Source organism: Streptomyces sp. SID5464, from assembly GCF_009862985.1.
GTDB lineage: Bacteria > Actinomycetota > Actinomycetes > Streptomycetales > Streptomycetaceae > Streptomyces > Streptomyces chartreusis_D.
Window position 1 is genome coordinate 16,050 of record NZ_WWIQ01000079.1, and the last position, 18,587, is coordinate 34,636.

Genomic DNA, 18,587 nt, shown 5'->3' on the forward strand with positions numbered 1-18,587 from the left:
CGGGGTGCCGCTGCGCCCACCCGTGCCGCCCTTGGCAGCACGACTGCCCGCAGCTGGGGCGCAGCGGTCGGACACCCTCCGGCGCGGCCCCCACGCACAAGCCGGCCGCAGGCGCAGACGCGCGCTCAGCCGGCACCCGCGAAGTGCTCCCCCACCAGCGCCCGCACGACCTCGAGGTCCTGGGCGATCAACGCGTCCAGCAACGCCGTGTGTTCATGCGCGTCCGCCACCAGATCGGCCCGGCCCCGCATCCCCGGCCCGCTCCCCACCAGGGGCCACTGCGCCCGCCGGTGCAGGTCCTCCGCGATCTGGACCAGCTGCTCGTTCCCGGACAGGGACAGCACCGCCCGGTGGAACCCCCGGTCGGACTCCGCGTAGGTCGCGCGGCAGCCGGAGGACGCCGCGCGGACCGTCGCCTCGGCGAGGGGACGCAGCTCGGCCCAGCGCTCCGCCGACACCGTCCGGGCCAGCCGCAGCATCACCGGCACCTCGATCAGCGCCCGCACCTCGGCCAGCTCCGCCAGTTCCCGCGCTCCCCGCTCGACCACCCGGAACCCACGGTTCGGCACGACCTCGACGGCACCCTCCAGGGCCAGCTGCTGCATGGCCTCCCGCACCGGCGTCGCCGAGACCCCGAACCGCTCGCCCAGCACCGGCGCCGAGTACACCTCCCCGGGCCTCAGCTCCCCGGCCACCAGCGCGGCCCGCAGCGCATCCACGATCTGCCCGCGCACCGAGGACCGCTGAACGACGGCCCGCCCCCGCAAAGCAGCCGGCGGGACCGGCTCACTGTGCGTGTGCTCACCTCGCACCACCTCGGCACCGGCTCCGGGCCTCACCCGACCCGCGTCCGCCACCCCGGGCTGCCGCGGCACCCGGACCTGGCCCTCCGGCACCTCCCCCCTCGGCACCCCCGCCCCGGCGGAGCCCTGCGCGCCCTGCTTCACGGCTCCTCCTCCGGACGTATCGGTACTTGGGGTCATTACGGCGGGTTGTTACTCGTCCGTCAAGCACCATAAGCGCACCGGCCGCCAGTTCAAATCCCAGCGATCTTCGGTAAGGTAAGCCTTACCTTCAAACGACCCACGTGGACCGGTGATCACATGCCCCTGCCCCCTTCGGCCCTCTCCGGCGCGTACGCCCGTCTGGCCGAGGTCATCCCGGGGCTGGCCATCACCGAACTGACCGCCGCGGACGAGACCCCCCAGGGCGGCAACTGGACCACCGCCGCCGCGCTCGCGGAAGCCGGCCCCGGCCTCGACGCCTTCCTGTCCTGGGACGACGCCCAGATCCGCCGGGACTACGACCGCCAGGCACGGCCCGACGTGATCGCCAGCTTCGGCCTGCACCGGTACGCCTGGCCCGCCTGCCTCCTGATCACCGTCCCCTGGTTCCTGCACCGCCGCGTACCCCGCTACCCGGTGACGCACGTCTCGTACGACCGCACCGCCCCCGCCCACCCCGTCGGCCACCTGGCCGTCCGCCCGGCCGGCTTCGCCTGCCTGCCCGGCGACGAGGCAGCCGCGCTGCCCGGCGCCCGGGTCGTCCCGGACGAGGAGGCGCTGCGGGCCGAGGTGCGGTCGGCGGTCGCGGAGCACCTGGAGCCGGTCCTGGCCGGTTTCGGACCCCGGATGCGGCGCCGCGGCCGGGCCCTGTGGGGTATGGCGACGGACGAGATCGTCGAGGGGCTCTGGTACGTCGCCCAGCTGCTCGGCGAGATCGAGGAGCGGCGCGCGATGCGCGAGCTGGAGCTGCTCCTGCCGGGCGCGACCAAGCCGTACGTGGGCACGGCGGCCTTCCGCGAGCTGACCGGCCCCGGCGGCGAGCCGCTGCGCACCCGGGACCGCGCGAGCTGCTGCATGTTCTACACCCTGCGCCCCGAGGACACCTGCGCCACCTGCCCGCGCACGTGTGACGCCGACCGGGTCACCAAGCTGCTGGCCACGGCCGGTTGAGCAACCCCGGGCAGACACGGACGGAGCACCCCCGCCTCCCCGGTAAGATCATCACCGAACCGGCCACCCACATGCCCGCAGCCGATTCACAACTTCCTCACGTGTCACGGGAACTTTCCGGGGAACCACCCGTGCGGGTAGTCTTCTTCGAACTCAACTCTCGCCCCTCAAGCGGCAGTTCGAGCAGAATGTCGCCCTGGGCAATCCCTTGCACTTCCTTGGCGGCCTCTTGCCCCGAAACCCCCTGAGGGCCGGTGGGATTGGGCCACTATGGCGGGCGTTACGCCCTATCCCAATGCAAGGGACCACCCAGATGAGACTGACCGACATATCGCTGAACTGGCTGCTTCCGGGCGCCGTGCTTCTCCTGGGCATGCTGGCGGCGGTGGCGGTGCTCGCGCGCGGCAAGCGCTCCTCGGTCAAGGACACGAGCGCGGACGATTCCTGGGAGCGCAGCGAGGAGCGTCGCAGACGCAAGGAGGCCCTCTACGGCACCGTCTCCTACGTCCTTCTGTTCTGCTGCGCGGCCGTCGCCGCCGCGCTCTCCTTCCACGGCCTGGTCGGCTTCGGCGAGCAGAACCTCGGCCTCTCCGACGGCTGGCAGTACCTCGTCCCGTTCGGCCTGGACGGCGCGGCGATGTTCTGCTCCGTGCTCGCGGTGCGCGAGGCCAGCCACGGTGACGCGGCGCTCGGTTCGCGGATACTGGTATGGACGTTCGCGCTCGCCGCGGCCTGGTTCAACTGGGTGCACGCGCCCAGGGGCGTCGGCCACGACGGCGCCCCCCACTTCTTCGCCGGCATGTCCCTCTCGGCGGCGGTCCTCTTCGACCGTGCGCTGAAGCAGACCCGCCGGGCCGCCCTGCGCGAGCAGGGCCTGGTGCCGCGCCCGCTGCCGCAGATCCGCATCGTGCGCTGGCTGCGGGCCCCCCGGGAGACGTACAAGGCCTGGTCGCTGATGCTTCTGGAGGGTGTGCGCAGCCTGGACGAGGCCGTCGACGAGGTGCGCGACGACAAGCGCAAGAAGGACGAGGCCCGGCAGCGGCGGCGCGACCAGCAGCGCGTGGAGCGCGCCCAGTTGAAGGCGATCAGCCGCGGTCACCGCGGCCACTTCGGCCGTGGTGGCGGCCGGCAGCTGGAGGTGCAGGTGGAGCGCGGCTCCTCGCAGGTCTCCGCGGAGCCTGCCATATCCGCGCCGGAACAACTGCCCGTCCGCTCGCGTCCCTCCCTTCAGCCCGTTCGTCACGGAGCTGACCCGGTGACCGTCGATCTCACCGCGGAGGACGACACGCAGGCTCTGCCGCGTCTCGACTCCCTGGAGCGCAAACTCAAGGACCTGGAGCAGCAGTTCGGCTGACCGAGCCGCGCAGAGAAAGCGCCGGGAAGGGGCGTGGCCTGCGGGCCGCGCCCCTTTCGCCGTTCCCCTCTCTCCGCGCTGCTCCGTTCACGCCGCCTCGGTCTCCAGCTCGAACCAGACGGCCTTGCCCACTCCGTGCGCCCTGACGCCCCAGGCGTCCGCGAGGGACTGCACCAGGAACAGGCCTCTGCCGTTCGTACCGTCGTCGGCGACCGGTACGCGCAGCCGGGGTCTGCGGGCCACGAAGTCCCGTACCTCCACCCGTAGTCCACGGGGTCCGACGGTGGCCGTCAGGACCGCGTCGTGGTCGGTGTGGACGATCGCGTTGGTGACGAGTTCGCTGGTGAGCAGTTCCGCGACGTCCGATCGTGCGGTCCTCCCCCACTGCCCGAGCAGCTCTCGCAGGGCCCGGCGCGCCTCCGGCACGGCCCGTAGGTCCGCCCGCCCGAGCCTGCGCCTCAACTGAGGCGCCGCCGCCTGCTCCGTGACGTCTTCGGACTTGTCCTCCACCGTCTTCGCCGAGAAGGCCCCGATCGTTATGGGACCGCCTCCTCGTGCCTGCCTCTCCATGACCCCCGCCCGCGCGCCGATGTCGGTTCCCCTCCTGCTCGAACACGTTCACGGGGATCCATGCCCCGTCGGGCACGTGGCAGTCATGTCGGTTCGTCAACGACCGGGTGTTCGGCCATCCGGCCGGGACCGGCGGGCCGGGCGGCGGGGCCCTGAGCCGTACGGCGGCGCGGAGGAAGGGGACAAGAGGGTAGCCGGTGGGCGCCCCGCCGCGGATCCTGACCGCCGGAGATCGGACGAACTGCCGATGGCCGGCTGCCGATCCTTCCGTACGCGGCGAAGGCGTGGGGCTGCTGGTCCCGGTGCCCGCCGGCCTGGTGAAGTTGGCCGAAGTACGACGGTCCTCCCGGGGTTCCCGGCCGGTACGGGGCCGCCCTCCCCACCCCCGTGACGGGAGGACGGCCCCGGTCCTTTCCTTGGTGGCCGCCCGGTCAGTACAACTTGTCGACGGCGGTGGTCGTCGTCTTCTTGAAGGCGGCCACGGGCGCGTCGTCGAAGTCGCCCATCTGTCCCCACTCCACGACGGTGACGGTCCTGCCGTCCCGTCCGACGGACAGCAGCGCGATGTCCGTGGCCCCCCAGGACGTCTCGGTGTGCAGTCCGCGGACGCGGGCGCCCTCCTCGACCGGCAGCGAGCCGTAGTCCCGGCCCTCGGCCCGGACGTCCGGTGAGGACTCCTCGATACGGTCGGCGCAGGTGCGGACCGCGTCGTCGAAGCGCTTGGCGAGGGCCTTGGCCTTGGCGGCGGAGCCGGTCACGACGGTGACCTGTACGGCGCTGGTCTCCAGCTCGGTGCGGAACGCCCGGTGCCGGTAGTCGTATCCGGGCAGCTCCGCCAGGCAGGAGCCGAGCTCCTCCGGGAACCCGTCGGTGACCGGTCCGGCGGTCCAGCCCGAGGTCGGGTGCGGCGGCAGTTCGGAGGCCGACAGGAACCTGGGCGAGGCCTTCGGTGCGGCGCCGGCCGGCGGTGCCGTGAGGACCGTGCCGGCCGCGAGGGCGGCGACGGTGAGGGCGGTGAGCGCTCCTGCTCGGGTGCGCATGGGCATGGGTGTCCCCCCGTGGGTGAATGCGTGGATGTCGGATGCCGCCGCGACGCCGGTTGGTCGGCCCGGCCCTGGTCGGTGCGGCACCAAGAGCATCAGCGGTCACAGCAGGCGGGCGCAACAGCCCGCGCCCGATCCGGCGCGGTGGAACCATCCCAGCCCGTTTGACGTGCAGGTACGTGGGGTGCCTGGGATGCCCTCCGGGCCGGGTCGGACCGCACGAGGACGGGGGAACGGTGTCGGTACAGGAGGACGTCGACGACGTCGGGGAGTTCGCGGCGCTGCTGCGGGCGCTGAAGGAGCGCACGGACCGCAGTTACGGCTCACTGGCCCGCCGCCTGAACATGAACACCTCGACCCTGCACCGCTACTGCGCGGGCGAGGCGGTCCCCCTCGACTTCGCCCCCGTGGAGCGTTTCGCGGCCCTCTGCGGGGCGACTGCGGAGGAACGCCTGGAACTCCACCGCCGCTGGCTCCTGGCGGTGGCGGCACGCAGGCGGCCGCGTACGGAGACCGCGGCGGGTGACCCGGTCGCCGTACCGGGCCCGGACAGCGACCGGGAGGCCGGGCCGACGACCCGCCCCTGGTACCGCCGCAGACGCGTCGCGGTCGGTCTGGCCGCTGCCTGCGCGTTGCTCGCGACGCTCGGGAGCCTGTCCGCGCTCCCGGACGGGCGGCGGTCGTCCGACGACCGTGTCCGTACGGCCGGGCCCGCCCCGACCGGCACGACGGAAGCCGGGGCACCGAACCGGGACAGCCCCTCACCCACCCCTCCGAGCAGTTCCCCCACCGGCGAGCGGCCTTCCCCCTCCGCCACCCCGAAGAAGAAACCGTCCCCCGCACCCTCCACCCCGGGTGCCGGCCCGCCCACCGGCGCCGGCGGAGCGACCCCCGGCACACCCCTCACCTGGTCCGCCAACTCCCAGGCCTGGAAGCTCGGCTGCGGGCACGACTACGTCATAGCCAAGCCACCGGAGCAGGTGCCCCCACCCCCGGCACCGCAGGACGCGGGCACCTGGGCGGCCACGCAGGCCGCGGTGCACGGCGGCGAGACGCTCGTCGAACTGTCCGTACAGGGGCGAACGGACACGGCCGTCGTCCTGGAGGCGCTGCGCGTGCGCGTCGTGGGGCGTACGGCGCCCGCGCAGGGCAACGCCTACGCCATGGACCAGGGCTGCGGCGGTTCGATCACCCCGCGCCACTTCGACGTGAACCTGGACATGGACCGCCCCATCGCCCGCGCGGTCGCCGGGAACGATGCCGGCACACCGATCCCGGCGGTGCGCATGCCGTACCGCGTCTCCGCGCGGGACCCCGAGGTGCTGCTGGTGACCGCCCGGACCGGGACGTGCGACTGCCGCTGGTTCCTGGAGCTGGAGTGGTCCTCCCAGGGCCGCAGGGGCACCGTCCGCATCGACGACGCCGGCCGCCCGTTCCGCACCAGCGGCATCAAGGAACTGCCCCGGTACATGTACGACACCTCGGCACGCCGGTGGACGCCCTACCGCTAGCGCTCCAGGGACCGGCCACCCCTAGAGCCGGGGCACGTTGCGCAGGTTGGAGCGGGCCATCTGGACCATCCGGCCGACGCCGCCGTCCAGCACCATCTTGGAGGCGGACAGGGCGAACCCGGTCACCATCTCCGCCTTGATCTTCGGCGGGATGGACAGGGCGTTGGGGTCGGTGACGACGTCGACGAGGGCCGGTCCCTTGTGCTTGAAGGCGTCCTTCAACGCCCCGGCGAGGTCCTTGGGCTTCTCGACGCGTACCCCGTGGGCACCGCAGGCGCGGGCGACGGCGGCGAAGTCGGGGTTCTTGTTGGTGGTGCCGTAGGACGGGAGTCCGGCGACCAGCATCTCCAACTCGACCATGCCGAGGGAGGAGTTGTTGAAGAGGACGACCTTGACGGGGAGGTCGTACTGCACCAGCGTCAGGAAGTCGCCCATCAGCATGGAGAAGCCCCCGTCGCCGGACATCGACACGACCTGCCGCCTCCGGTCGGTGAACTGTGCGCCGATCGCCATGGGCAGCGCGTTGGCCATCGAGCCGTGGGAGAAGGAGCCGATGACGCGGCGGCGGCCGTTGGGTGAGATGTAGCGGGCGGCCCAGACGTTGCACATGCCGGTGTCGACGGTGAAGACAGCGTCGTCGGAGGCGACTTCGTCGAGTACGGACGCCACGTACTCGGGGTGGATCGGCACGTGCTTGTCGACCTTGCGGGTGTACGCCTTCACCACCCCCTCCAGCGCGTCGGCGTGCTTCTTCAGCATCCGTTCGAGGAAGCGGCGGTTCTTCTTCTCCTTCACGCGCGGGGTCAGGCAGCGCAGCGTCTCCCGTACGTCGCCCCACACCGCGAGGTCCAGTTTCGAGCGGCGGCCGAGGTGTTCGGGCCGGACGTCGACCTGGGCGATCTTCACGTCGTCGGGGAGGAAGGCGTTGTACGGGAAGTCGGTGCCGAGCAGGATCAGCAGGTCGCACTCGTGGGTGGCCTCGTAGGCGGCGCCGTACCCGAGCAGCCCGCTCATGCCGACGTCGAACGGATTGTCGTACTGGATCCACTCCTTGCCGCGCAGCGCGTGCCCCACCGGGGACTTGACCTTCCCGGCGAACTCCATGACCTCGGCGTGCGCACCGGCCGTGCCGCTGCCGCAGAACAGGGTGATCCTGTCGGCTTCGTCGATCATTTCGACGAGCCGGTCGATCTCGGCGTCGCCGGGGCGGACCGTCGGCCGGGAGGTGACGAGGGCGGTCTCGGCGGCCTTCTCCGGGGCGGGTTCGGCGGCGATGTCGCCGGGCAGGGAGACGACGCTGACGCCGGAGCGGCCGACGGCGTTCTGGATGGCGGTCTGGAGCAGCCGGGGCATCTGCTTCGGGCTGGAGATCAGCTCGCTGTAGTGGCTGCACTCACGGAACAGCTGGTCGGGGTGGGTCTCCTGGAAGTAGCCGAGGCCGATCTCGCTGGACGGGATGTGGGAGGCGAGGGCGAGGACCGGGGCCATGGAGCGGTGGGCGTCGTAGAGGCCGTTGATGAGATGGAGGTTGCCGGGCCCGCAGGAGCCGGCGCAGGCGGCGAGCTTGCCGGTGATCTGGGCTTCCGCCCCGGCGGCGAAGGCGGCGGTCTCCTCGTGCCGGACGTGGATCCAGTCGATGGCGGAGTTGCGGCGTACGGCGTCGACGACCGGGTTGAGGCTGTCGCCGACGACTCCGTAGAGGCGTTTGACTCCGGCGCGGGTCAGGATGTCGACGAACTGTTCCGCGACGTTCTGTTTGGCCATGTCTCTCGTCTGCCCCTTCGGTCTCCGGGGATCCCTCCGGGTTCCATCAAGTCACACGGGAAGCCGTCACGCCTCCCAAACGGCCGCGGCCGTACGGTCGTCCGCGTAACCCTTGACCCGTACTTGGGAGTCCGCGAGGAACGCGGCGAGTCCGGGCGGCTCGGGGCGGGACCACCGCTCGGCGAGGTAGTCGCCCAGTTCGGGTTCGCCGCGCAGCGGGTCGGCGAGGCCGCCGCTGCACACGAGGAGCGTGTCACCCGGGCGGGCGACGGAGGTACGGAAACGGAAGGGTTCGCGGGGTGGTTCCGGGGCCGGTTCGTAGGGGCTGGGCGGGGTCGGGATGCCGAGGTCCATGGTGAGCCGGTCGCCCTCGGGGGTCTCGGCGGGCGGCGATCCGAACCCCACGACGGGTTCGCCCTTGACCTCGGGGACCTGCGGTTCGATGTCCTGCCACTCGCCGTCCCGCAACCGGAACAGCCCGCCGGGCCCGACGCCGAAGAAGACACGCGTACGGCACTCGGGGTCGGCGGACAGCAGCAGACAGCGCAGGCCGGCCGCGTACTCCTCCGGGGCGACGCCCTGTTCGGCGGCGCTGGCGCGGAGCTTGCCGAGGCTGCGGTCGGTGAGGCGGTGCAGCCCGGACTTGAGGTCGCCGCGCCGCCCCGCCCTTATGTCCTCCACGAGCCGAGCGTGACTGCGCCCGACGGCCCGCCCGATCCAGTGACAGGCCTCTGCGGCGGCCCGGTGCGCCCCCGGCGTGGCCCGGGCCCCGGTCGCCATCGCCACCAGCAGCAACGCACGCTCGCCGGTGCCGAACCGCGCGGTCAGCAACGAGTCCCGCCGCGGCTCCCCCCGGTACCGCGCGGAGTCCCCCCGTACGGACACGGCCCGCAACGTGCAGGCCCCGTACCGGGCTCCGTCGAGCACGGTGTCCGCGACGAGGTCGTCCAGGTCGTCGGGGTCGGCGAGCGGCAGGGCCGTCGGTTCGGCGTCGTAGGTGGGCGGCCGCGAGCCGACGTGGCCGCGGGGCCGGGGGGAGGACGCGGGGCGCTCGAACCTGGGTTCGGGTTGCTCGGGCGGGAGATCGGCGGGCGGCGGATCGGCCGGGGCGGGGGACACGGTCCCGCCGGGGCAGGACTCGGCTGTCGGCCCCGTGGTGGGACCCCTGGGCGGGGCGCCGGCCGTGCTGGAGCGGGCCTCGGGGCTCGGCCGGAAGGGAGGGGCCGAGGGGGGCGGGGGGACCGTCGGTGGGTCGGAGGACGTCCCCGAGGCCGGGATCGTCGTCCCGGGAGTCTCCCCCGGACTGTCCGAGGGGCTGCCGGGCCCGGCCGGTGCGACCGCACCATCCGTGGGCGTCCGCTCTCGTCCCTGCCCTGGCCCCGCGGTCGGGAAAGCCGTCGGGAAAGTCACCGGTCCGGTGGGCCGTGCCGGCGGTGGTTCCCAGGGGGCGCGCCGTGGTGACGGACCGGAGGCACGTGGGCTGTCCATGAGGTCGTCGGCACCGGCCCGAGGCGCCGGAACCACCGGCTCGGAGACGGGAACGCCCCGGTCGCCCACCGCCCCCGCCGCCGAGGCGAAGCGGTCGTCGAGGGAATCGGGTGCGGGTGTGGGGCCCGTGTCGCCGGTGGAGTCGTCGTACAAGTGCCCCCACCAGTCGTCCTCGGGACCGGTGGGCCTTCCCCCCTGCTGGCTCATGCCCCTGATTGTCCACCGCACGGGCCGGATGAAAACGGGGCTTGTGGAAAAAACCGGCCTCTCACGGCACCACGAACGGCGCGTCGAGTGAGCCGTAGAACGGTCATGCGATATGGCGACGTCCCGGCGGCCACGAGCGGCTGACCTGCGGGTCTGGACCACGACTACGCTTGTGACCTGCACCTTCTCCCGTGTTCCGGCAGTCTGGTGAGATGGGAGTGTGGGACCTCCTGCTGGTCGGGCTGGTCATCCTGTTCGGTCTGTGCGGAGTGCTGCTGCCCGCGGTGCCCGGTTCGTTGCTGGTGTGGGCCGCGGTCATGTGGTGGGCGCTCAAGGACCCGCAGCCCGTCGCCTGGTGGATCCTGGTGGGAGCCACGGTCCTGATGCTGGTCTCCCAGGGAGTGCGCTGGGCCCTGCCTCCCCGGCGGCTGCGGGCGAGCGGCGCCACCCAGCGCATGCTGGCCTACGCCGGGGCGGGATCCACCCTCGGCTTCGTCCTGCTCCCCGTCATCGGCGCGATCCCCGGTTTCCTGGCCGGCATCTACCTCGCCGAACGCCTCCGCCTCGGCCGCCACGCCGAGGCCGTCGCGACCGTGCGCACGGCGATGCGCTCGGGCGGTTCCAGCGTGCTGGTGGAACTGTTCACCTGCCAGCTGATCGCGGCGGCATGGGTGGGGGCCGTTTTCGGGGCGTGAGAGCGCACGCTCACAGCACCCCTTCGTGCGTCAGCAGCCGTACCTTGCGCTCCAGGCCGCCCGCATAGCCGGTCAGTGTCCCGTCGGCCCCGATCACCCGGTGGCACGGTCGGACGACCAGCAGCGGATTGGCGCCGATCGCCCCGCCGACGGCCCGTACGGCCGCCCTGGGCGCTCCGATGCGCGCGGCGATCTCGCCGTAGGTCACGGTCGAGCCGTACGGGATGTCGTCCAGCGCGGCCCAGACCTTCTCCCGGAAGACGGAGCCGTCGGTGCGCCAGGTCAGCCGGAATTCCTTCAGTTCCCCGGCGAAGTAGGCGGCGAGCTGCTCCTCGGCCTCGCGGAACAACCCCCGGTCCTGCCGCCAGTCGTCCTGCACCACGCGTCCGCCCTTCTGCCCGGGCACGGACAGCGAGGTCAGCGCGCCGTCCGGGGCGGCGGTGAGGAGCAGCGACCCGAGGGGGGAGGCCACGTTCGTCCAGTACGTCGAGGTCATCACAACTCCCACTTCCCTGCTGCGCGCAGGTGGTTCAGGGCGTACGAGCGCCAGGGGCGCCAAGTGTCGGGGACGTCGGCGCCGGGTGGGGCCACGTCGGGGTCGCCGAGGGCGCGGGTGCGGATCTCGGCGATCGTGCGGGCGTCCAGGCCGGGCACCGCCCGCAGGGCGTCCTGCGCGTCGTCCCGGTCGGCGCCCGGGTCCAGGCGTACGGCGTGGTCGGCGAGGGCGGCGGTGAGCGCGCCGAGGGTGCCGCCGGGTTCGGAGCCGGCGAGGACGGCCGGCTCGGGGAAGAGGTGGGTGAGGCTGCCACAGGGGGCGTCGAGGGCCTTGCCGTACCGCCGTACGAGCCGTTCCGCCTCGGCCCTGCCGACCAGTGCGCGTACCGCGAGTTCCTCCGGGTCGGCGGTGCCCGGCGAGCGCAGGCCGGGCCGGGCGGCGACCAGGGGTGCGAGGTCCGGGTCGGCGCCGAGGCGCTCGTCGACGGCGTAGGGGTCGGCGTCGAGGTCGAACTGCCGCCGCAGCCGCTGCACGGCGGTGGTGAGGTCGCGGGGGTCGGTGAGGTGCAGCCGGGCGTCGAGCCAGCCTCCCGGGTGGGCTCCGGACCTGGCCTTGGCGGTGCGGGGGCGTTCGTCGACGGCGACGATGCCGGTGCCGTACGGGAGGCGGAGCGTACGCCGGTAGGTGCGCGCGCCGGGCGGGCCGCCGACCTCTTCGATTCCGGGCACGGCCTCGCGTTCCAGCAGGTCGAAGACGGGGCCGGCCTGGTAGGGGCCGCGGTGGGCGAGCCGGAGCGGGATGCCGGCGTTCGGGGTGGCCGTGCGTCGGGCCCGGCCGCTCTTCGGTGCGGCGGCGGCGCGCAGCTCGCTCGGGGTCGACGCGTACACGGCCCGGACGGTGTCGTTGAACTGCCGCACGCTGGCGAAGCCCGAGGCGAACGCGATCTCGGTGATCGGCAGGTCGGTGGTCTGCACCAGGACGCGGGCGGTGTGGGCCCGCTGGGCCCGGGCGAGCGCGACGGGCCCGGCGCCGAGTTCCGCGGTGAGCTGCCGCTGCACCTGCCGTGCGCTGTAGCCGAGCCGTCCGGCGAGCCCGGCGACGCCCTCGCGGTCGACCACGCCGTCGGCGATCAGCCGCATGGCCCGGCCCACCACGTCCGCGCGGACGTTCCACTCGGCGGAGCCGGGCACGGCGTCCGGGCGGCACCGCCGGCAGGCCCGGAAGCCCGCGCCCTGCGCGGCGGCGGCCGTGGCGAAGAACCGTACGTTGGCCCGCTTCGGGGTGACCGCGGGGCAGCTCGGCCGGCAGTAGATGCCGGTCGTCTCGACGGCGAAGAAGAAGGCGCCGTCGAAACGCCCGTCACGACTGCGTACGGCTTCGTACCTGGGGTCTTCCCTCGTGTCCTCGTCCCTCACGGTGTCCAGTCTCCGCCGTCGGCGGGCCTGCCGCTGGCGGAAATCGGACACGACGCTCCGGAGGCCGCTCCCGGTGCTACGGGACGTAGAACTGGGTGTCGTAGTACCAGTCGTCGACTCCGTTGAGCCGCAGCCGGCCGGCCACCACGCAGATGGACTCGTTGCCGACACGGACGGTCGGCGCGAGGCATCCGCGGGTGAAGCCGGGGTTGAGCGTGGACCTCGCGCAGTCCACGTTGCTGCCGAAGTTGCTGCTCACCGCGCCGCCGCTCACCGCCTGCCAGTTCTGCGCGGCGGCGACCACACCGAGAGCCTTGAAACGCATGCCGCCCCCTTGATCCGAACATGCGACCGCCCCTCGGGCGGCCGTTGATCATATCCGGTCGGCCGCGCGCCGGCTACGAACGCCAGTGCGGTCCGCGCTTCGCCTCCATCGCGGCCCTTCCGATCGCGCCCTTGCGCTTCCAGTCCTTGCGGATCTCGGCGCGGAGCCGGGCGTCCGTCTTGGCGACGATGCGCTGGTTCTCCCGCAGGAGCTTGCGGTAGCTGTGCAGCCGCCGCTCCGGCAGGTCGCCGTCCTCGACGGCCGCCAGCACGGCACAGCCCGGCTCGGCCTCGTGCGCGCAGTCGTGGAAGCGGCACCGCTCGGCCAGTTCCTCGATCTCGGAGAACACCTGCCCGACGCCGGTCTCGGCGTCCCAGAGCCCCACGCCCCGCAGTCCGGGCGTGTCGATCAGGACGCCCCCGCCGGGCAGCGCGAGCAGGTTGCGGGTGGTCGTGGTGTGCCGGCCCTTGCCGTCGACGTCCCGGGTGGCCTGGACGGCCATGACGTCCTCGCCGAGCAGCGCGTTGGCGAGGGTCGACTTGCCCGCGCCGGACTGCCCGAGCAGCACGGACGTCCCCCCGCCGACGATGGCCGCGACCACGTCCAGCCCGTCCCCGTCGACGGCACTGACCGGCACCACGGGCACGCCGGGCGCGCTGGTCTCCACGTCCTGGACGAGGTGGGCGACGGTGCCGGTGTCCGGCACGAGGTCGGCCTTGGTGAGGACGACGACGGGCTGCGCCCCGGACTCCCAGGCGAGCGCCAGGAACCGCTCGATACGGCCGAGGTCGAGCTCGCCGGCGAGGGGCACGGCGACGATGGCGTGGTCGACGTTGGCCGCGAGGATCTGTCCCTCGGACCGCTTGGAGGAGGTGGAGCGGACGAACGCCGTGCGGCGCGGCAGGTACGCGCGGACGTAGCGCGGGTTCCCGCCGGGTTCGACGGCGACCCAGTCGCCGGTGCAGACGACCCGCATCGGGTCGTGCGGCGTGACGAAGGCGGTGTCGGCCCGCAGTACGCCGTCGGCGGTGACGACGTCGCACTGCCCCCGGTCGACCCGGATCACGCGTCCGGGCAGGAGTCCTTCGGTGTCGTACGGGGCGAATTCGTCCGCCCACGCGTCGTCCCAGCCGTAGGGAGCGAGCGCGGAGGAAACGGATGCGGCAGAGCTGGAAGTCAAGGGTGACCCTTTCCGAGGTCGGCCCCGGCCCGACAGTCGGTCGGATCAGCCGGCGGCCACGGAGGTGGACTTGATGAACTGGATGCGGGCAGCGCTCATCGCAATGACAGCCATCGGTCAACACCTCCTCGGTCCTCGGCTCTTCGTGAGACTCGGGTCTTCGTGGAACCGCCGTCACGCTATCCCGTCACGGCTCAGTCGCGTCAACTGCTTTTCGCGCAGTCCTGGCCGTTCAGTGTGAAGTCGTACGGCGGGGAGTTCTTGCCGTGCCAGGAGGACAGGAAGCCGAAGGCCAGGTCGCCGCCCGCGGGGACCGACTTGTTGTAGTCGGCGGCGGTGGCGGTGACGCGGGAGCCGTCCTGGGAGACGGAGGCGTCCCACATCTGGCCGACCTGCTGGCCGTCGCGGAAGGACCAGGACACGCGCCAGGAGTCGAGGGGCTCGCTGCTGGTGACGGTGACGGTGGCCTGGAAGCCGTCGGGCCACTGGTTGACCAGGTCGTACTCGACCCGGCAGGTGGGCTTCTCGCTCTCGTCGTCTCCCGTGGGGGCGGAGGTGCCCTGTGGTTCCGTGTGGCGGCTCCTGCCCTCCGGCTTGGCGGGCTTCTCCGACTTGCCCGTGTTCTCGGTGGCGTTGTCGGCCGGCTTGGAGGTCGCGGGAGGCAGGTCGGGGGCGGACGGCAGGGGCGGGTCGGGGTTGGGGTCGGCCACCGGCTGGCGGCCGGCGTCGCCGCGTGCCCCGAGGTCGTCGCCGGAGCCGCCGAAGGGCATCATCGAGACGCCGAGCGCGAGGACGGAGACCAGGACGGCGGCGACGAGCAGGCCGTTGCGGGCGACGCGTGCCTTCTGCTCCCCGTCCTCCGGTTCTCCCGTCGCCTCGTCCGCCGCGTCGGGCCGGCCGGCGCCGAGCCGTACCTCGGCGGCGCGGCGGCGGCGCTCCAGGTAGGCGAGGCCGCCCCAGCCGATCACCCCGCCGGCCAGTGCCCCGGGCAGTCCGCCGCCGTGCAGCCGCAGACAGGCGGCGGCCTCGGCGCACTGGACGCAGGTGGCGAGGTGCCGGGAGAGGTCGCCCGGGGCGTCGGCGGCCGAGGAGCGGGTGACGGCGTCCAGCAGCCGGGCGTAGCTGCGGCACCGGGCGTCCATCGGGGTGTCGAGGTGGTTGCGGTGGCAGCGGTCCCGGAACAGGGTGCGCACCTGCTGGAGTTCGTCGGCGGCGGTGGCCGGGTCGAGGCCCAGGCGGCGGGCGACCACGGACAGCGGCAGCGCCTCCACCTCGGCCAGCCACAGCAGTTCGGCGTCGGCCTGCTGGAGGTCGCGCAGGCCGCGCAGCGCGAGCGGGCGCTTCAGGGGCGGGCCGGTGTAGCGGGCGGCCTTGTCCGAATTGAGCCACAGGCGCAGGTCGGGGTCGAGCTTGTGGCCCTGCCCCTCCTCTTCCCAGGCTGCGGCCGTGGTGCGTACGGCGGTCAGCAGCAGGGGTATCCGGGGCAGCCGGGCCGCGCGGCGGCCGGCGCTTCTGACCGGGCCGGTTTCGGCCGCACGGGCCTCGCGCGTGCCCTGCGCGAACGCCTCGCGGCCCAGCTGTGCGGCGGCGGTGGAGCCGGACGTGCACAGATCGGCGTACGCGAGGACCGCGTCCCAGCACTCGGAGAACAGCGCGGCCTCGGCGGCGTCCTGAGGGGTCGGCAGGTCGGGCATGGGTCTCCTGCATCCACGAGCGAGGCCAACTCACCACATCGGCAATGGAGTTGGGGGGAACCTCGCGGCAGGGAGAGAGCTTTTCACGCCACCCACACAACTGACAAGCGCCCTGTTCAGATGTCAGAACAGGGCGGCGGGGCCCCCTCGGCTCCGGCCTTTGCATGCCGTACGGGCACGGCCGCCCTGTGACTCAACGTCGTACCGCAATGAGGGACGACGTCATCGAAGCGTTATCAAACAGCGGTGGGTTCGTCCGCCGGCAGGCTGTCCATGAAGGAGCTGACGGAGAAGACCGCGTTGCCGGCGCCGGGGGGACCGTAGCCGGGGGGCGAGGAGAGGCCGAAGTCCTCCATGGTCTGCCGGTAGGCCTGGAGCAGGCGGATGTGGTACTCCAGCGGCGCGCCCTGGGGGTTGGCCTTGCCCAGCGGCGTCGTGGGCTCCGGGCACCAGGTGGTGAAGCGGGGCGTGATGCCGTGCGACATGAAGAAGCGCAGGCCCTCGGTGGTCGAGTCGATGGCCTCGTCGACCGTCTTGAAGCCGAACGGCTCGGCCATCTCCACGCCCGCCACGAAGTTGGGGATGACGTTGCGCGCGCCGAAGATCTCGGCCGAGTCGAGGATGCGCTTGTGCCACTCGTCGCGGCCGACGTAGCGCTCCTTGCCCGGGCAGTACATCTTGAAGAGGTACTCGTCCCACACCTCGTAGTTGGGGTGGTAGATCTGCACGCCGTAGTCCTTGAAGCGCTGGACGTCGTCGCGCGGCAGCGCCTGGGCCACGACCTTGCCGATCCAGCGGCCGGGGAAGCGCTCCTCGATGGCCTTGGCGTAGTGGCCGTAGAAGTCGGCCTCGTCACGGCCGGAGACCGTCTTGGTGATGGCGCCGCCGGTGAGGGTGTAGGCGGTGGAGGCCTTCGCCGTGTCGTAACGGTCGATGATCTCCAGGGCCTCCAGGACCTCCTCGACGTCCTTCACACCGGTGTACGGGCGCCCGGCGGCCTTGTGCTGGCGCCAGTTGTGGTTGATGTCGCAGTACTGGCACTCCTCCTTGGCGCCGAAGTACTGGCAGACCCGGAAGACGGTCAGGTAGATCAGGTAGCCCCACTGGATGGTCGGGGCCACCTCCATGACCGACTTCCCGTTCGCGAGGGTGTGCCGGTAGTACTCGGGCATCGGCGGCACGCCGACGTCGGAGATCCGCTTGCCGTCGAGGTAGAGGCCGAGCACGCCGTCCTCGTCGGCGGCGACGCGGTACGGCGAGGACGGGTTCACCCGCACCGAGACGACGGTCCGGCGCAGGTCGTACGGGCCGCCGGTGAGGATGATCTCCTCGGGCGGCCGGCGCAGCGCGGCCTCGCCCAGCTCGGGCAGGGTGCTGTGGTCGAAGGAGAAGATGAAGTACGACTTCGGCTTGACCTCGCCGCCCTCGTTGTCGCTGAGCGCCGACGGGTCGAAGGCCACGCCGCCCCGGAGCAGGTCCTCCTTGAAGACGGCCTCCCGCGGGACGTGCGGGAATCGCTCCATCAGATCCTCGACCAGCGCGGTACGGCTGCCGCTGCCCATCCCGTCTCTCCTCCCGGTTCGGACGTACGACTCCTCACGGTATGCCCATGGGTGTGCGAGGCCGGTACCGGGTCCCCCTGAGCCGGAAGAATGCCGCGTTTACTGGTTTTCCTGACGGTTTATCCGACCGTTTCACGGCCGTCAGGCCGCGCGCTCCAGCGCCGCGAGGTCGACCGCGTACGCCGGTTTCCCCCCGGTCAGCAGCCGTTCCGCCTCCTCCGCGACCGTCCGGCCGAGGCGGGCCAGCTCGTTGCCCTGGGAGCCCGCGAGGTGCGGGGTGACGAAGGCTCCGGGCAGGTCGTAGAGGGGCGAGTCGGCGGGCAGCGGCTCGGGGTCCGTGACGTCGAGGATCGCGCTCAGGCGCCCGGCGCGCAGTTCCGCCACGAGGGCGTCGTGGTCGACCAGGGCGCCGCGTGCGGTGTTGATCAGTACCGCCCCGTCGGGCATCAGGGCCAGTTCGCGGCGGCCGATCATGTGGTGGGTCTCGGGCGTCTCCGGGGCGTGCACGGTGACGATGTCGGACGTGCGCAGCAGGTCGTCCAGCGGCAGCAGGGGGACGCCGAGCGCGGCGGCCTCCCGCTCGTCGACGTACGGGTCGGTGAGGGCGGGCCGCAGGTCGAAGGGGCGGAGCAGTTCGAGGACGCGGCGGCCGATGCGGGAGGCGCCGATGATCCCGACGCTGCGGCCGTAGTTGCCGATGCCGGGGACGACACCCCAGCCGGAGGAGGTGCGGGTGGCGCGCATCCGGTCGCGGGCGGCGAGGACGTCCTTCCCGGCGAGCAGGATCATGGCGAGCGTGTACTCGGCGACCGGCAGCGCGTTGGCGGCGGCGGCCGAGGAGACGGCGATGCCGCGGCGCCAGATCTCGGGGGTGGCGAAGGACTTGACCGAGCCTGCCGAGTGCAGCACGGCGCGCAGCCGGGGAGCCGCGTCGAGGACCGCCTCGTCGAGCCGGGGACAGCCCCAGCCGGTCACCAGGATCTCGGTCCGGGCCAGCACGTCGCGCACCCCCGGGTCGGTGAAGTCCCGCGCCACGAGCGCCGGATCGATGTCCACGGACTCCCGCAGCCGGGCCAGCACCTCGGGCGGGAAGACCTGCGGCACGTTCTCGGCGGTCATGGCGAACAGTGCCTGGGGGCGCTGGCTCAAGGAGGTGACCTTCCGGCTCGGAGAAGGGCTGGGGCGACTCGTCGGAACACTGGTAGAAAACGCTCTCTACCGCCTCTCCACGGTAGACCGGGGCGGGCGGCAGCGGCAACGGACGGCGCCGGGGTAGGTTCCGGCGGGGGGCTTTCCCGGCCCCCCGCTGCCTCGGGGAAGGAAGACGC

The 18,587-nt window shown here is 72.6% G+C and carries 16 protein-coding genes; 4 read left to right on the forward strand and 12 right to left on the reverse strand.

Translation table 11 applies throughout. The features are described 5' to 3' along the window. Nucleotides 1-125 precede the first annotated feature (125 nt). Nucleotides 126-947 carry a GntR family transcriptional regulator gene (locus tag GTY47_RS39590; RefSeq protein WP_010042419.1) on the reverse strand — a complete coding sequence of 274 codons (822 nt, stop codon included), beginning with the start codon at nucleotides 945-947 and terminating at the stop codon, nucleotides 126-128. Nucleotides 948-1,103: 156 nt separating this feature from the next. Between GTY47_RS39590 and GTY47_RS39595 the strand changes: the two genes are divergently transcribed. Continuing rightward, entirely contained in the window at nucleotides 1,104-1,955 is an 852-nt protein-coding gene (locus GTY47_RS39595; protein WP_010042422.1) for a (2Fe-2S)-binding protein, read from the forward strand. 313 nt (nucleotides 1,956-2,268) lie between these two features. Beyond that, the gene (locus GTY47_RS39600) at nucleotides 2,269-3,309 is read left to right on the forward strand and encodes a DUF2637 domain-containing protein (protein ID WP_010042423.1); all 1,041 of its coding nucleotides are present in this window, start codon (nucleotides 2,269-2,271) and stop codon (nucleotides 3,307-3,309) included. Between the two features lie 87 nt (nucleotides 3,310-3,396). Here the strand turns inward: GTY47_RS39600 and GTY47_RS39605 are convergent, their stop codons facing one another. Both GTY47_RS39605 and GTY47_RS39610 read right to left on the reverse strand, forming a co-directional pair. Continuing rightward, entirely contained in the window at nucleotides 3,397-3,879 is a 483-nt protein-coding gene (locus GTY47_RS39605; RefSeq protein ID WP_202459193.1) for an ATP-binding protein, read from the reverse strand. Nucleotides 3,880-4,310: 431 nt separating this feature from the next. Further along, nucleotides 4,311-4,925 carry a hypothetical protein gene (locus tag GTY47_RS39610; protein ID WP_010042427.1) on the reverse strand — a complete coding sequence of 205 codons (615 nt, stop codon included), beginning with the start codon at nucleotides 4,923-4,925 and terminating at the stop codon, nucleotides 4,311-4,313. A gap of 233 nt (nucleotides 4,926-5,158) precedes the next feature. Here GTY47_RS39610 and GTY47_RS39615 point away from each other — a divergent pair, with 233 nt between their 5' ends. Then, nucleotides 5,159-6,433 carry a helix-turn-helix transcriptional regulator gene (locus tag GTY47_RS39615; RefSeq protein ID WP_010042429.1) on the forward strand — a complete coding sequence of 425 codons (1,275 nt, stop codon included), beginning with the start codon at nucleotides 5,159-5,161 and terminating at the stop codon, nucleotides 6,431-6,433. Nucleotides 6,434-6,454: 21 nt separating this feature from the next. Here GTY47_RS39615 and GTY47_RS39620 read toward each other — a convergent pair whose 3' ends face one another. Then, a complete protein-coding gene (locus GTY47_RS39620; protein WP_010042432.1) occupies nucleotides 6,455-8,197 on the reverse strand; it encodes a pyruvate dehydrogenase in 1,743 nt (580 codons plus the stop codon). A gap of 66 nt (nucleotides 8,198-8,263) precedes the next feature. After that, entirely contained in the window at nucleotides 8,264-9,892 is a 1,629-nt protein-coding gene (locus tag GTY47_RS39625) for a protein phosphatase 2C domain-containing protein (protein WP_102514769.1), read from the reverse strand. 212 nt (nucleotides 9,893-10,104) lie between these two features. Between GTY47_RS39625 and GTY47_RS39630 the strand changes: the two genes are divergently transcribed. Continuing rightward, entirely contained in the window at nucleotides 10,105-10,587 is a 483-nt protein-coding gene (locus GTY47_RS39630; protein WP_029181357.1) for a DUF456 domain-containing protein, read from the forward strand. Between the two features lie 10 nt (nucleotides 10,588-10,597). Here GTY47_RS39630 and GTY47_RS39635 read toward each other — a convergent pair whose 3' ends face one another. The 7 genes from GTY47_RS39635 to GTY47_RS39665 form a co-directional block, all read right to left on the reverse strand. After that, nucleotides 10,598-11,083, reverse strand: coding sequence for a methylated-DNA--[protein]-cysteine S-methyltransferase (locus GTY47_RS39635; protein WP_010042439.1), 486 nt, complete (start codon nucleotides 11,081-11,083; stop codon nucleotides 10,598-10,600). Further along, nucleotides 11,083-12,498, reverse strand: coding sequence for an AlkA N-terminal domain-containing protein (locus tag GTY47_RS39640; RefSeq protein ID WP_010042441.1), 1,416 nt, complete (start codon nucleotides 12,496-12,498; stop codon nucleotides 11,083-11,085). The genes GTY47_RS39635 and GTY47_RS39640 overlap by 1 nt, the downstream gene beginning before the upstream one ends. A 76-nt stretch (nucleotides 12,499-12,574) precedes the next feature. Then, nucleotides 12,575-12,823, reverse strand: coding sequence for a hypothetical protein (locus tag GTY47_RS39645; protein WP_010042443.1), 249 nt, complete (start codon nucleotides 12,821-12,823; stop codon nucleotides 12,575-12,577). Nucleotides 12,824-12,896: 73 nt separating this feature from the next. Continuing rightward, the gene (gene rsgA / locus GTY47_RS39650; RefSeq protein WP_029181358.1) at nucleotides 12,897-14,003 is read right to left on the reverse strand and encodes a ribosome small subunit-dependent GTPase A; all 1,107 of its coding nucleotides are present in this window, start codon (nucleotides 14,001-14,003) and stop codon (nucleotides 12,897-12,899) included. 203 nt (nucleotides 14,004-14,206) lie between these two features. Further along, complete coding sequence (locus GTY47_RS39655) at nucleotides 14,207-15,697, reverse strand: cellulose-binding domain-containing protein (RefSeq protein WP_010042447.1); 1,491 nt, start codon at nucleotides 15,695-15,697, stop codon at nucleotides 14,207-14,209. 236 nt (nucleotides 15,698-15,933) lie between these two features. Continuing rightward, nucleotides 15,934-17,259 (reverse strand): radical SAM protein, encoded by a 1,326-nt coding sequence (locus GTY47_RS39660; RefSeq protein ID WP_010042448.1) that lies wholly within the window; start codon nucleotides 17,257-17,259, stop codon nucleotides 15,934-15,936. Between the two features lie 141 nt (nucleotides 17,260-17,400). Beyond that, nucleotides 17,401-18,408 carry a hydroxyacid dehydrogenase gene (locus tag GTY47_RS39665; protein WP_010042449.1) on the reverse strand — a complete coding sequence of 336 codons (1,008 nt, stop codon included), beginning with the start codon at nucleotides 18,406-18,408 and terminating at the stop codon, nucleotides 17,401-17,403. Nucleotides 18,409-18,587: the final 179 nt, after the last annotated feature.